A 14,369-nucleotide genomic window follows, 5' to 3' on the forward strand; every position below is an offset into this window, starting at 1 on the left:
CGGCTCTCCCCTCTTTTTTTGCCACACCGAAAATAAACGGTGGGAGGGGGCTTGCTCCCTCCCCCATCGGACCATGCGCCGTCAGTTATTTAACGGTCTTGGGCGCCTTGCCTTCCTTCATCTGCTGCAGCAACGGCGCACACTCGTTGGGCTCGCCGCCGCTCGGCGCCACCAGCGCGAGCAGGCCGGCGGCCGGACCTGCGATGACGCCCAATGCCACCATCCCCGCGCCACGCAGGGCCAGCGGGATGGCTTTGACGCCAGCGTTAGGCTTGATAAACGGCCCGTTCACGTACAGCGGCGAGCGCAGCGAGAACAGACGGAAGCCCTTGGATTCCGGGGTGATCGTGAGATCAAGCTGCTCGGTGGCCATGTTCGCGGTGCCATCGATGTAGATGATGGCGTTCTCGGTATCGAACACGAACAGCCGGGTGGTCGCCAGGCCCGTCTTGATGCCGAAGTCCGCCGCCGCACAGTTGATCTTCACTTCCTTGTCGCCGAACAGGCGGCCAACCACGTAGTTACCCACGTTGAGCCCGGCGATCTCCATCAGCCCACGGCTGATGGCGCCGTCGTTGATCAGCATCTTCAGGTCACCGTTGGAACTGCCCAGCAAGGCTGCGACCGAGTTGCCGCGCCCCGCGATGTCGGCATCGCCGTTGAGTTCGCCAAAGCTGGTTTTCATCGGCTCAAAGGTCGGGAACAGCTGCTTGAGCTTGAAGTTGCGCGCGCTGAGTTTCGCGCGGCCTTCCATCGGCGTGATGCGGCCGTTGAGGCGAATCTGCGCATCGAGCTTGCCGCCGGCCACGCCGAAACGCAGCGGCTCCAGGCTCAGTTCGCCATCGTTGAGCACCACATGGGTGTAAAGGTCGGTGAAGGGCAGGTCGGCGCTGTGCACGATGCGCTTGCCGGTGAATTCCACATCGGCATCCATTTCACGCCAGCGCTGGGTACGGAACTCTTCCACTGGCAGCACCCGGGTGGCCGGCTGCTTGCTCGCACCGCCACGGGCCTTTTGCTTGGCGTTGGAGTCGGCGCCGATCAGCGGCGCAAGGTCGGTCATCAGCAACTGGTTGGACAACAGGGTGCCGCTGAGCTTGGGCCGTGGCTGGCTGGCGACGTAGGCCAGGTCGCCGTGGATATCGCTGTTGCCGATCTTGCCGTTGAAGTTTTCATAGCGGAACGACGCACCGCTGGCTTCATGCAGCTTGGCGATCAGGTGACCGTCGGTGGAATAGGCCGGCGAATCCGGCAGGGTCACGCCGGTGAGCGGGTAGAGGTTGCCCAGGCTCGCGCCAGCGAGTTTGAGGCGCAGGTCAAGCGCACCGAGGTTGAGCGGGTCGGTCAGGGTACCGGCCACGGCAATGCTGGTGTCGCCGATCTTGACCTGGGCTTGCAGGGGAAACGGTTTGGCCGCGTCCTGCAGGGCCAGCAGGCCGCCGATCTTGCCGCTGCCATCGAGTTTCTGCCCATGGTATTGGCCTTTTACCTTGAGGCCGAACGCGTAATCCTGCGGCGCAGCGCCTTTTTCCAGGGCCTTTTTGGCATCGGCGTCGCCGACGATTTCGGCAAAGGGAATCGGCTGGCCCAGCGGGTCAATGATCACATCGAGCTGGGTGTTGAGGGTCTGGTCGTCGAGGGTCACGTGGCCCTTGTCGAACTTGATGGCGCCGATGTCGACCACCCAGTTGGACGGCTCGGCGTCCGGGTCCTTGGGGTCGAACGTAAAGGTCCAGTTGGCGCGGCCATCGGCCAGGCGCTGCAACTGGGCACTCGGTTCGGTGAGGTCGATACGCGGAATCGCTACGCGCTGCGCCAGCAAGGCCAGCGGCGAAATGCGCAGCTCGACTTTTTTCAAGGTGACCATCTGCGGCTGCTTCGACCAGTCCGGGTTACCCAGGGTCAGGTCCTCGGCGATCACATGGGGCCACGGCACCCAGGCGCGCCAACCGCCTTCCTCGGGTTCGCGCTGCCACACCACCGCGAGGTTGCCATTAATGGCGAACGGACGATGCAGCTCTTCGGAGACTTTGGCATTGAGCGGCGGTTTGATGCGGTTCCAGTCGAAAAACACCAGGAACACCACGACCACGGCGATCAATACGGCGAAGCCGGCGCAGCACCAGGCGACGATTTTACGAGTGCGCGTCATTGCACAGAACTCCTGAACACGGATAGCTGGAATACAGCTCATAAGGGTACGACTGGCAAACCTCAGCAGGGTTTAACCCATTGATGGATTTAACCGCAGAACGCTTTTTTTCTGACCGGACCGACAGATTTCGCCTGCTCGCCTGCACCATTGCTACCCGCCATTGTGTCGAAAATACCCACTTGGGTGCAAAACCGCGTGCTTGAGAGGCCCGATCTAGAGCCCTCCGCTTGAACCATCAATTGTGTTGATTATTACCATTGCGTTTATGAACTTTTATATCGATATATCGAGAGTAGCATGAGTCCTGTACCCACTTTATCGCCCTCCCAAGGAGCAACCATCATGAAACGCCAAGTACTCGCTACCGTCCTGTTGTCTGTCCTGGCTTCCAGTGCCTTCGCCCTGCCAGCCGCCGAGCAGACTATCCCGCAACACCAGGCTCAGGCCGTTCAGTCCAGCCAGACTCTGGCCCGCAGCGGCTCGCAAGAAGATGAGAACCGCGACTACGCCAAAGGCGTTGCCGAAAACGGTTCGGAGCAAGCCAACAAACGCGCTTATACCGAAGGCCTGAGCGAAAACGGCCGTCACCGCCTGGAAGAAAAACGCCTGGCTGAAGGCGGCGCCGAGCAAGCCAACGAGCGTGCCTACACTGAAGGCGTTGCCGAAGGTGGTGCTGATCGCCTGCAAGACCTGCATCAAGCACAGAGCTGAGCCTGTGGTGGCCCAGACAGCTCGCTCCGACATCCGTAGGAGCGAGCTTGCTCGCCAACGTCACTAACGCCTGCCCCCCCTGACTTCACGCAACGCCCTCGCTTCATACCGCCAAGTTCGACGCCGGCAAAGCGCTTTTGCTAGAGTGCGTCGCTGTACTTGCCGACAAAGCTCACCCGCCATGCTGCCCCGTGCCGAACAGAAGCAACAGACCCGCCTCGCCCTGATGGACGCAGCCCGCCATCTGATGGAGTGCGGCCGTGGGTTCGGCAGCCTGAGCCTGCGCGAAGTGGCCAAAACCGCCGGGATCGTGCCTACCGGTTTCTATCGGCACTTTGCCGATATGGATCAGCTCGGGCTCGTGCTGGTCAGCGAGGTCGGCCAGACCTTTCGCGCCACCATTCGCCTGGTACGCCACAACGAATTCGTGATGGGCGGCATCATCGATGCCTCGGTGCGGATCTTTCTCGACGTGGTATCGGCCAACCGTTCGCAATTCCTGTTCCTGGCCCGCGAGCAATACGGCGGCTGCCTCGCCGTGCGTCAGGCCATCGCGGCCCTGCGCGAAGACATCACCCGCGACCTCGCCGCCGACCTCACCCGCATGCCCAAGCTGGCGCACCTGCAGGCCGACGGTTTGCACGTGATGGCCGACCTGATCGTCAAGAGCGTGTTCGCCACCCTGCCCGATATCATCGACCCGCCCGCCCACGCCCTGCCTGAACACCTCACGCCCCAGGCGAAAATCACCCAGCAGTTGCGCTTTATCTTTATTGGTCTCAAGCACTGGCAAGGCCTGGGCAGCACCGAATAGGCCGCCGGGCAAAAACGCCCTCATCCAGTGCCCTAGCACACGCAATGCACCACATTGAGTCACGCCCTGAACAAGCCGCCGCCCTATTCGGAGGCACAACGGCGCGCGCCGACAGGCAATTCCTACAACCCGCCCTGGGTTGGCAAGCCCCTTGCTCTAGCTCCGTTATCGCTCATAGCTGGAAGCCCTCTGATGCTGGTGATCCACCGCCGAATCGCCCCCCAGGCCCAATGGGCCGCCGAGCTGCTGCTCAACTTCGAAGCCCGCAGCAAAAGCCGTCTGCGCTGTTTCAGTGCCGACGGCGAAGACGTCGGCCTGTTTCTGGAGCGTGGTCAGCCACCGCTGCATGACGGCGAATACCTGCAGGCTGAAGACGGCCGGGTGGTACGCGTGTGCGCACGGCCAGAACAGCTGCTGCACGTCACCTGCAGCAGCGCGTTTGAACTGACACGCGCCGCCTACCACCTGGGCAACCGCCACGTGGCCCTGCAAGTCGGCGATGGCTGGTTGCGCCTGCTTGATGACTACGTGCTCAAGGCCATGCTTGAACAGTTGGGCGCGCAGGCCGAAACCATCGAGGCGCCGTTCCAGCCGGAACACGGTGCCTACGGCGGCGGCCATCATCACTCGCGCCATGGCGATGAAGACTTCAACTACCCGCCCAAACTGCATCAATTCGGCGTGCGTACATGAATCCAGCCTGGGCATTGCTGCGCCTGGCCAGTCCGCAATTGCCGATTGGCGGCTACAGCTATTCCCAGGGCCTGGAAATGGCCGTGGACAACGGCCGCGTGCCGGACGCCGCCAGCGCACGCCGCTGGATCAGCGACCAGTTGCTGCTTAACCTGGCGCGCTTCGAAGCGCCGCTGCTGCTCGCCCACTGCCGTGCCGCCGCTGTTGATGACTGGTCGCAGCTGGCGCACCTGTGCGAAGAGCACCGCGCCAGCCGTGAGACCCGCGAGCTGTACCAGGAGAGCCGGCAGATGGGCTACTCGCTGCAGCAACTGCTCAATGGCTTGCCCGAACTGGATGACGCGGCCCGAGACTTTCTCGCTCTGCGCGCCGAACCTCACCTGGCACTGGGCTGGGCCCTGGCCGCGCGCGCCTGGCACATCAGCCCCGACGACGCCCTCGCCGCCTGGCTGTGGAGCTGGCTGGAAAACCAGCTGGCGGTGCTGATGAAAACCCTGCCCCTCGGCCAGCAAGCCGCGCAGCGCCTGACCAGTGAACTGCTGCCGCTGCTGCAGCAGGCCCAGCAGGACGCCGCACGCATCGACCCCAACTCAACAGGCAGCGCCGCGTTCGGCCTGTCTCTGGCGTGCATGGCCCACGAGCGCCAATACAGCCGCCTGTTCCGTTCCTAAATTCCCTTGATGTGGAGAAGCACATGAACTCACAACCCCTGCGTGTCGGCATCGGCGGCCCGGTGGGCTCCGGCAAGACCGCCCTCACCCTGGCCCTGTGCCTGGCGCTGCGCGATCGCTACAACCTGGCCGTGGTCACCAACGATATTTATACCCGCGAAGACGCCGACTTTTTGGTGCGCAACCAGGCCCTGGCGCCGGAGCGCATCATCGGTGTGGAAACCGGCGGCTGCCCGCACACGGCGATCCGCGAAGACGCCTCGATCAACCTCGAAGCGGTCGACCAGCTCAACCGGCGCTTTCCCGGCCTGGACCTGATCCTGGTGGAGTCCGGCGGCGACAACCTGTCGGCCACCTTCAGCCCGGAACTGTCAGACCTGACTATCTACGTGATCGATGTGTCGGCCGGCGACAAGCTGCCGCGCAAGGGCGGGCCCGGTATTTGCAAATCCGACCTGCTGGTGATCAACAAGATCGACCTGGCGCCGCTGGTGGGCGCCTCGCTGGAGCTGATGAACAGCGACACCCAGCGCATGCGCAACGGTAAACCTTTTGTGTTCAGCAACCAGAAAACCGGCGTCGGCCTGGACGAGATCGTCGCCTTCATCGAACGCCAGGGCCTGCTGACCGCCGCCTGATCAACCCATTACGGAGCCTGTTTATGAGCCTCAACAAACTGTTCGCCGCCGCCGCACTGCTGCTGGCCCCTGCCCTGGCCTTCGCCCATCCGGGCCATGGCGACAACGGCCTGGTGGCCGGCATCAGCCATCCTCTGGGCGGCATCGACCACTTGCTGGCCATGCTCGCGGTGGGCCTGTGGGCCGCCCAGCAAAAAGGCGCGGCACGCTGGGCGCTGCCGTGCACCTTCGTCGGCACCATGCTGATCGGCGGCGTGCTGGGGTTTGAAGGCCTGGCATTGCCGGCGCTGGAAAGCGGCATCGCTGCCTCGGTGCTTGCACTGGGCCTGGCGGTGGCGCTGGCGGTGCGTCCGCCGCTGTTTGTGGCAGTGGGCGCGACGGCGCTGTTTGCGCTGTTCCACGGCGTGGCGCATGGTCTGGAACTGCCGGAGATGTCCAGCCCCTGGGCGTATGCGGCGGGGTTTGTCGGTGCGACGGCCCTGTTGCATGCCGCCGGTTATGCCGTGGTGCGCGTGCTGCCGGCCGCGGCGGCGCCGTTGGTGCGGGTGGCTGGGGCGGCTTCGGCGGCGACTGGCGTGTGGTTGCTCGCGGGCTGATTTCGGCACCTGTGCCGGCCCCATCGCAGACAAGCCAGCGCCCACATTTGAGCGGATTCGCCATTCAAAAATGTGGCAGCGGGCTTGCCCGCGATAACGGTGGCGCAGACACCACCGCACCCAAGCCTGCTACCATGCGCGCCTACACCCCTGCCGTGACGACGCCAGCCGATGCCCAGCGCTTCCCAACCGCTTTTGAATACCGTGCTCAGCCATTTCCATGATCTGATCGTGCCACTCTGGCAAGGCCCGGGCTGGAATGCCGAGCTGGCGCTGCCTTACGAGGCACTGGACGCCGATCACCAGCCCTTGCCGCCCCAGCGCTACCGCGCCATGGCCTGCGCCCGTCAGTTGTACCTGTTTGCCAGCCTGATCGGCGAGCCCGAGGCCGGTTTTGCGCACGCGCGCGCAGCTGCGCTGTTCCGCTCCCTGCAACAGCACTTCCATGACGCCGAACATGGCGGCTGGTTCTACAGCATCGACCCGGCGGGCCAACCGCTGGATACGCGCAAAGACCTCTACACCCACGCCTTCATCATCTTCGCCTGCGCCCATTACTCGGCCAAGGTGCGCGAGCCGCTGGTGGCGTCGGTCCTCGATGCCGCGCTCGAAGTGGTCGCCCAGCGGTTCGCCAGCGGTGACGGCCTGTACGACGCGGTGCTGGAGCGCGACTGGTCGTCACTCTCGTCCGGCCCGCTGCAAAACCCGTTGATGCACCTGGCCGAAGCGTTCCTCGCCACCCTGGCGGTGCGTGAAGACGCACACGTGCAAACCGCCCTGCTGAACCTGGCGACGGCCATGCAGCAGCGCTTCATCGACACGGGGCACGGCGTGATGCTGGAAAAGCCGCTGGGCGCTGTGGACAACTGGTTCGAGCCGGGCCATCAGTTCGAATGGTTCTTCCTGCTCGACTCATCCGAGGTGCTGCGCGGCACGCCGCTGCATGCATCGCTCAGCCGGGCGTTTGTCTACGCCGAGCAAAAGGGTGTGGATAAGCTGAGCGGCGCCGTGAGCGGCATGCTCGACCTAGACGGCAATGTGCGTGACGGCACTCAGCGTATCTGGGCCCAGGCCGAATACCTGCGCGCGCTGACGTTGCGGCCGGGCAGCGAAGCAGTGTTGCAGCGCCAATTGCTGGCGTTGCAAGACCATTTCCTGCATGCAAAAGGCTGGCATGAATGCCTGGATGCCAAGGGTGTCGTGAGCCGACGGGATATGCCGTCGACCACCCCTTATCATTTGGCGACTTGCTATCAGGGGCTGATCAAGCATCTGCGCTGACCTTTCGGGCCTCATCGGGGGCAAGCCCTAATGCCAGTCAGTTAAGCGCAGCTCCCCTATGGGAGCGGCGGTGCGACGATTCGACTTGCCCGCGAAAGCGGTGGGTCAGTCAACATCAATGTTTGCTGGGCCGACGCCATCGGGAGCAAGCCCCCTCCCACATTTTGTACAGAGTTCGCAAACCATTCCGGTCGGCTCTCAGGCCGCCGCGCTCTTGATCTTGATCTTGATCTTAGGCGCCCCGTCAAACACGCTGGCTTAACTGAACGGCATTAGGGCAAGCCCCCTCTCACACTTGACTGTGCTGAATGTGGGAGCTGGCTTGCCTGCGATTGCCTCACCGCGGTCTAACCGGCCTCATGCAATCCACTTGCGATCCCCGGTAAAGCTGATCGTCAGCCAGCGCGCCGCATCCGGCGTGCCGAGCCCTGTGGATATCTCTTCGCGCAGCCTGTCGAAGGTGGCCACGTTCTCCACCGGGTAATCCGCCGGCAACACCACATGAATTTCGATAAACCGCGCGCGCCCGTGCTTTTGCACGTAGGACACGTAGTCGTCGAAACCATGCCGGGCCTTGGCCGCGTCCATCACTTCACGCACCTTGTCGTCCAAGTGATCCGGAGCGATCCCCAGCACCTCGCGCAACGCCGGACGCAGGATCTTGAAGGCCGGCGCCAGCATGCTCAGGGCCAGCAGGATCAGGATGGCCGGGTCGACATACACGGCCCACTCGCCATAGCCCCGGGACTTGAGCAACAGCGCGGCGAGGAAACTGAACAGCAAGCCTATCGACAGCATCGCGTCCACCAGCCAGCTGATGTTGTCGAACTGGATCAGCGATGATTTGAGCGTGCGATTGCGGTAGCGCACATAGAAGAAGTAAGCGAACTCGACGACGGTAAACACCGCTGCATAGATGATCACCAGCCCCAACTCGATCTCGCGCCCGCCGTTGATAATGCCGAAGACCCCGTTGAGGAATGCATAGAGGGCGATCAGCAGCAGGAAACTGCCTTCGATCAACAACACCATCGGCTCCAGATGCCAATAGCCGAACTGGAAACGCTCGTTGCTTTTCCTGGCGATCAGCTTGGCCGTGATCAGCATCAACACCTTGATGGCGGTGGCGATCAGCGAGAAGAAGCCGTCGAACAGAATGGACTGGGCGCCGGATATCACACCCGTGACAATCCCGGCGATCGCGACCGCGAACATCAGAATCGTCGATTGTTTGAGCAGTGCCTGCTCACCTCGGTTACTCACATTTCCTCCCGTCAAAACCTTTGAACCGCCGGGTGCGGTGGGGTTTTCAGGGTGGGAGTGTACCTTATGGCCTGTTTTGGCCGATTTGACGCCATCGGGGGCAAGCCCGCTCCCACAGGGGACTGAGTTCTCACATTCAGACGTGTGAACACCGTCAAGTGTGGGAGGGGGCTTGCTCCCGATGGCAACGACCCGGTTTAAAGCCTTACTTACCGCCCCGTTCAATCGCAAACCCAGCCCAGGTCTGGCTCACCGGCATCAGCTCCAGGCGGTTGATGTTGACGTGCGCCGGGGTGTTCATCACCCAGAAGATCGTGTCGGCGATGTCCTGCGGCTGGATCGGCTCGGCGCCGGCGTAGGTGGCGTCATAGCGCGCCTGGTCACCACCGAAGCGCACCAGCGAAAACTCGCTCTCACACAAGCCCGGCTCGATGTTGGTCACGCGCACGCCGGTGCCCTGCAGGTCGCAACGCAGGTTCAGCGAGAACTGCTTCACGAACGCCTTGGACGCGCCATACACGTGGCTGCCGGGGTAAGGGTAGTTGCCGGCGATGGAGCCCAGGTTGATGATGCCCGCGCCTCGCCCATGGGCAATCAGGCGCGGCAGCAGCAGGTTGGTGGTGGTCAGCAGGCCCTTGATGTTGGTGTCGACCATGGTCTCCCAATCGTCGAGGCTGCACTTGGGCGCAGGGTCGGTGCCCACGGCCAGGCCGGCGTTGTTGATCAGCCCGCGCAGGGTCGCGAACGACGGCGGCAGGTTGCCGATGGCCTCTTCCATGCCCTTGCGGTCACGCACGTCCACCACCAGGCCGTGTACTTCGGTCTGCTTGGAAAGCTCTTCGACCAGCGCATTCAAGCGTTCGGCACGGCGACCGGTGAGCACCAGTTTCCAGCCGGCCTCGGCAAAACGATGGGCACAGGCTTCGCCGAAACCTGAGGTGGCGCCAGTAATAAACAACGTGTCGGACATGGTGGTCTCCTTGCGAACATCGGGAAAAAGTTGCCAGCAGAATGCCCGTACGCGGCGCTTGCGGCAACCGCCAGGCAGACCAACTGATCATTTTTTGATCGATTTATTCAACGCCTTATGAACCGTGGCTTGCAGCCATATGCGCGCAGGTTATCCACAACTGCGCCCACAGTCTTTGGGGGCAAGTCGAAAAGGCTCCAGGCCGCTGTACACAAGGCCCGCAGGCGATTTTAGAAAGTTTTTTGCTTGACCTGGACCGGGCCGTATGTAGGCCTGGGTGAAAAGGCAAAAACCGAACGATGGCTCCAGGCCAGTTAATCCGGCCCCTACGGAGGTCTTTCCAGAGTTTAGTCACAGACTTATCCACAGGCTGATCCGACATCAATCGGTCATATACCTGTGTCTTTAAACAGGTTGACAAACCCCTCGACAGGCCACGAAAAAACCGCTGATCAATAAACGACCACCGCGCTGAAAGCCACGGCGTTAAAGGCTTTCAGCCAGCTACACCCACGTTACCCACAGCCGGTTCCACAGCGAATGGGGACAAGTCAAAACTGTGACAAAACAGGGATTTGCGGCGGCTATATGTCGCGGTTTGGAGGGCGGCTGGATTTGTTTTCCACAATTTCGAAAGGGGTCTTGCGGACCACACAAAACCCGTGTGGGAGGGAGCAAGCCCCTCCCACAGCGATCAGTGCCCGCCGAGGTAGGCGCTGCGCACGTCCTCGTTCACCAGCAACTCCTTGCCGGTGCCCGTCAGGCGAATCTCGCCGTTAACCATCACATACGCGCGGTCGGACAGGCGCAGCGCGTGGTTGGCGTTCTGTTCCACCAGAAAGATGGTCATGCCGGTGGCCGCCAGCTCGCGCAGCGTGGAGAAGATCTGCTTCACCACAATCGGTGCCAGGCCCAGGCTCGGTTCGTCCAGCAGCAGCAGCTTGGGCCGGCTCATCAGCGCACGGGCGATGGCGAGCATTTGCTGCTCGCCGCCGGACATGGTCATGGCGCGCTGGTTGCGCCGCTCCTTGAGCCGTGGGAACAGCTCGAACATGCGCTGCATGTCTTCCTGCGCGAACTTGTCGCCGATCGGGATGGTGCCCATCAACAGGTTTTCCTCGACCGTCATGTCGGGGAACACCCGCCGCCCTTCCGGCGACTGTGCGATGCCATTGGAGGCGATGTAGTGGGACGACTTGTGGGTAATGTCGACGCCGTTGTACAGAATCTGCCCGGATTCTGCCCGTGGCTGGCCGAAGATCGACATCAGCAGCGTGGACTTACCCGCGCCGTTGGAGCCGATCAGGCTCACGGTTTCGCCTTCGTTGATGTGCAGCGAGACTTTTTTCAGGGCCTGGATCGGGCCGTAGAACACATCCAGGTCCTTCATTTCGAGGATAGGCCCGCTCATACCAGCTCCTCTTCGTCGGCGCCCAGGTAGGCGGCAATCACTTTCGGGTCGTTGCGGATCGCTTCCGGCCCGCCTTCAGCGATCACGTTGCCGTGGTCGAGCACCACGATGTGGTCGGAAATACTCATCACCATGCCCATGTCGTGTTCGATCAGCACCACGGTGAGGTCGTGTTCGTCGCGCAGCAGGCGAATCATCGCGCTGAGGGCTTCGGTTTCCTGCGGGTTGAGGCCGGCGGCCGGTTCGTCCAGGCAGATGATCTGCGGCCGCGTGCACATGGCGCGGGCGATCTCCAGGCGGCGCTGCTGGCCATAGGAGAGTTCGCCGGCGAGGCGATTGGCGCAGTCCACCAGGTCGACCACTTCCAGCCAGTAGAAGGCGTGGTCGAGCGCATCGCTCTCGGCCTTGCGGTAGCCCCTGGTGTTGAGGATGCCCGCGAGCATGTTGCGGTTGACCCACATGTGCTGGGCCACCAGCAGGTTTTCCAGCACCGACATTTCCTTGAACAGGCGAATGTTCTGGAACGTACGGGCCAGGCCTGCGCGGTTGACCAGGTGGGTGCCGCCGAACATCTTGTAATACACACGGCTGAAGAAGCTTTTGGGCGACACGAAGTCGACGGCCTTGAAGCGTTCGCCGAGCAGTTGGATCACGTTGGTCTGCTTGCCGCGGATGTTGAGCTGGATCTTGCCGCCACTGGCCTTGTAGAAGCCGGTGAGGCAGTTGAACACGGTGGTCTTGCCGGCGCCATTGGGGCCGATCAGGGCGAAGATCGAGTTGCGTTCGACCTTGAGGCTCACATCGCTCAAGGCCTTGATGCCACCGAAGTGCATCATCAGGTGTTCCACGGACAGAACGACTTCCTTGCTCATGGCGCCACTCCTTTGCGTGGGGTCACACCGGTTCGGCTGATGCGGATCAACCCGCGTGGTCGCCAGATCATCATCACCACCATCAACACGCCAAACAGCAGCACGCGGTATTCCGAGAAGCTGCGCAGCAACTCAGGCGCCACGGTCAATACGAACGCCGCGATCACCACGCCCACCGTCGAACCCATGCCGCCCAGTACCACGATGGCGAGGATCAGCGCCGACTCGAAGAAGGTGAACGACGACGGGTTCACAAAGCCCTGATAGCTGGCAAAGAACACCCCGGCCAGGCCGGCAGTCGATGCACCGATGGTGAACGCTGAAAGCTTGACCAGCACATGGTTCAGGCCCATGGAGCGGCAGGCGATCTCATCTTCACGCAGGGCTTCCCAGGCGCGGCCGACCGGCATGCGGGTCAGGCGGTGCTTGATGTAGAGCACGGCCAGCACCACCAGGAACAGCACGATGTAGATGAACAGGAATTTGATATTGGGGTTGTAGTCAATGCCGAAAAATTCGTGGAAGGGTATCCCGCCGTCCTTCGCGCGCCGGCCGAACTCCAGGCCCAGGAAGGTCGGCGACGGCACGGGCATGCCGTTCGGCCCGCCGGTAAACGACAGCCAGTTGTTGAGCACCAGGCGGATGATTTCACCGAAGCCAAGCGTCACGATGGCCAGGTAGTCACCGTGCATTCGCAGCACCGGGAAGCCGAGTATGCACCCCGCTAACGCCGCCGCGATGGCCGCCAACGGCAGCACCGTCCAGAAGCCCAGGCCGAGGTATTGATAACCCAATGCCAGGCCGTAGGCACCGATGGCGTAGAACGCCACGTAACCGAGGTCGAGCAGACCGGCCAGGCCGACCACAATGTTCAGGCCCAGGCCGAGCAGCACGTAGATCAGTCCGAGGATCACCACGGTGAGCAGGTACTTGTTGGCGAAGATCGGGAACACGATGGCGATCACGATCAGCGCCGGGATGATCCAGCGCAGCCGCGATTTATAGTCCGGCGCCCGCACGTGCACGCCGGAGCCGCTGCTTTCGAAGCCCTGCAGGATCTTCAGGCCTCTGGGGGTTTGCAGGAACAGGCTCATGGCAAAGCGGCCGACCATCACGATGGCCACCAGCAGGCCCACGCGGGCCGGTTCCAGATTGAAGCTGTAGCCGTCGAGGACCACGCCGACGATCGGACCGAACACGATCAACGAAATCAGCCCGGCAAGGATCGTATCGATCACACTTTTCTTGATATCGATAGGTTTGGCAGCAGACATGTTTACACCTTAGCCACGAGTGGGCGACCCAGCAGGCCCTGGGGACGGAAAATCAGAATCACCACCAGCAGGGAGAAACTGAACACGTCTTTGTAGTCGGAGTTGATCAACCCGGAGAACAGCGACTCGGAAATCCCCAGGATGATCCCGCCGAGCATCGCCCCAGGCAGGGAGCCGATGCCGCCGAGCACCGCTGCGGTAAATGCCTTGATGCCGATGATGAAGCCGGCATAGAAGTCGAAGGTGCCGTAGTTGAGGGTGATCAGCACGCCGGCCAACGCAGCCATGGCGGCACCGATGACGAAGACATAGGAGATCACGCGGTCGGTGTTGATACCGAGGATCGAGGCCATCTTGCGGTCTTGCTGCGTCGCGCGGCACATGCGGCCCAGCTTGGTGTACTTGATGATGTAGGTGAGCAGGGCCATGCCGGCAAACGCCGCCACGAGAATGAACACTTTGGTGTAGGTGAGTTGCACGAACCCGCTGCCGATATCGACGCGCCAGGCGCCGGCCAGCAGGGTCGGGATGCCTTGTTGCTTGGCGCCCTGGGCGATCTGTGCGTAGTTCTGCAGGATCAGCGAAATCCCGATGGCGCTGATCAGCGGGGCCAGTCGGGTGGAGTTGCGCAGCGGTTTGTAGGCAACCCGTTCGATCACCCAGCCGTACACGCCGGTGACGACCACGGTGAAGATCAGGGTGCCGAGAATGAGCAGCGGGAAGGATTCGATGCCGAAGTAAGCCAGCAGTGCCAGACTGATCGCCGCGAGGTACGCGGAGATCATATAAACCTCGCCGTGGGCGAAGTTGATCATGCCAATGATGCCGTAGACCATTGTGTAGCCGATGGCGATCAGGCCGTAGACCGACCCGAGGGTCAGGCCGTTGACCAGTTGCTGCAGGAAAATACCATCCATAACGCAAATCTCACGCGGTGAGCACCTGCACACCGGGTGGGTGTGCGGCGCTTCTGGAGGAAAAAACAGATCTCGATAACAGCCCCATCTCCTGTGGGAGGGG

General features: G+C 62.2%; 14 protein-coding genes. 7 read left to right on the forward strand and 7 right to left on the reverse strand.

Annotation, left to right across the window (positions count from 1 at the left end; genetic code table 11):
- Positions 1 to 85: 85 nt before the first annotated feature.
- The gene (locus tag ACXX81_RS19845) at positions 86 to 2,152 is read right to left on the reverse strand and encodes an AsmA family protein (RefSeq protein ID WP_322212516.1); all 2,067 of its coding nucleotides are present in this window, start codon (positions 2,150 to 2,152) and stop codon (positions 86 to 88) included.
- Between the two features lie 345 nt (positions 2,153 to 2,497).
- On the opposite strand from ACXX81_RS19845, the gene ACXX81_RS19850 reads away from it, so the two are divergent.
- The 7 genes from ACXX81_RS19850 to ACXX81_RS19880 all read left to right on the forward strand — a co-directional run bounded on the left by ACXX81_RS19850 (position 2,498) and on the right by ACXX81_RS19880 (position 7,559).
- Positions 2,498 to 2,866, forward strand: coding sequence for a hypothetical protein (locus ACXX81_RS19850; RefSeq protein WP_209987990.1), 369 nt, complete (start codon positions 2,498 to 2,500; stop codon positions 2,864 to 2,866).
- Positions 2,867 to 3,047: 181 nt separating this feature from the next.
- The gene (locus ACXX81_RS19855; protein ID WP_209987987.1) at positions 3,048 to 3,680 is read left to right on the forward strand and encodes a TetR family transcriptional regulator; all 633 of its coding nucleotides are present in this window, start codon (positions 3,048 to 3,050) and stop codon (positions 3,678 to 3,680) included.
- A 192-nt stretch (positions 3,681 to 3,872) separates the two neighbouring features.
- Positions 3,873 to 4,373 carry an urease accessory protein UreE gene (ureE, locus tag ACXX81_RS19860; RefSeq protein WP_209987985.1) on the forward strand — a complete coding sequence of 167 codons (501 nt, stop codon included), beginning with the start codon at positions 3,873 to 3,875 and terminating at the stop codon, positions 4,371 to 4,373.
- Positions 4,370 to 5,044 carry an urease accessory protein UreF gene (locus ACXX81_RS19865; protein WP_231422405.1) on the forward strand — a complete coding sequence of 225 codons (675 nt, stop codon included), beginning with the start codon at positions 4,370 to 4,372 and terminating at the stop codon, positions 5,042 to 5,044. The genes ureE and ACXX81_RS19865 overlap by 4 nt, the downstream gene beginning before the upstream one ends.
- Before the next feature lie 23 nt (positions 5,045 to 5,067).
- A complete protein-coding gene (gene ureG / locus ACXX81_RS19870; protein WP_003236172.1) occupies positions 5,068 to 5,682 on the forward strand; it encodes an urease accessory protein UreG in 615 nt (204 codons plus the stop codon).
- A 23-nt stretch (positions 5,683 to 5,705) separates the two neighbouring features.
- Entirely contained in the window at positions 5,706 to 6,278 is a 573-nt protein-coding gene (locus tag ACXX81_RS19875) for a HupE/UreJ family protein (RefSeq protein WP_322212514.1), read from the forward strand.
- 171 nt (positions 6,279 to 6,449) lie between these two features.
- Positions 6,450 to 7,559: an AGE family epimerase/isomerase gene (locus ACXX81_RS19880; protein ID WP_458572255.1), complete on the forward strand. Its 1,110-nt coding sequence runs from the start codon at positions 6,450 to 6,452 to the stop codon at positions 7,557 to 7,559.
- 357 nt (positions 7,560 to 7,916) lie between these two features.
- Here the strand turns inward: ACXX81_RS19880 and ACXX81_RS19885 are convergent, their stop codons facing one another.
- From ACXX81_RS19885 to ACXX81_RS19910, 6 genes are all read right to left on the reverse strand, one after another.
- A complete protein-coding gene (locus ACXX81_RS19885) occupies positions 7,917 to 8,822 on the reverse strand; it encodes a cation diffusion facilitator family transporter (RefSeq protein WP_458572256.1) in 906 nt (301 codons plus the stop codon).
- A 205-nt stretch (positions 8,823 to 9,027) separates the two neighbouring features.
- Positions 9,028 to 9,792, reverse strand: coding sequence for an SDR family oxidoreductase (locus ACXX81_RS19890; protein WP_458572257.1), 765 nt, complete (start codon positions 9,790 to 9,792; stop codon positions 9,028 to 9,030).
- A gap of 694 nt (positions 9,793 to 10,486) precedes the next feature.
- Positions 10,487 to 11,203: an ABC transporter ATP-binding protein gene (locus ACXX81_RS19895; RefSeq protein ID WP_209987966.1), complete on the reverse strand. Its 717-nt coding sequence runs from the start codon at positions 11,201 to 11,203 to the stop codon at positions 10,487 to 10,489.
- The gene (locus ACXX81_RS19900; RefSeq protein WP_209987963.1) at positions 11,200 to 12,075 is read right to left on the reverse strand and encodes an ABC transporter ATP-binding protein; all 876 of its coding nucleotides are present in this window, start codon (positions 12,073 to 12,075) and stop codon (positions 11,200 to 11,202) included. Before ACXX81_RS19900 ends, ACXX81_RS19895 begins: the two co-directional genes overlap by 4 nt.
- Positions 12,072 to 13,349, reverse strand: coding sequence for a high-affinity branched-chain amino acid ABC transporter permease LivM (gene livM, locus ACXX81_RS19905; protein WP_458572258.1), 1,278 nt, complete (start codon positions 13,347 to 13,349; stop codon positions 12,072 to 12,074). The genes ACXX81_RS19900 and livM overlap by 4 nt, the downstream gene beginning before the upstream one ends.
- A gap of 2 nt (positions 13,350 to 13,351) precedes the next feature.
- Entirely contained in the window at positions 13,352 to 14,266 is a 915-nt protein-coding gene (locus ACXX81_RS19910; RefSeq protein WP_003236186.1) for an ABC transporter permease subunit, read from the reverse strand.
- Positions 14,267 to 14,369 lie beyond the last annotated feature (103 nt).

Source organism: Pseudomonas sp. GNP013 (assembly GCF_054343995.1).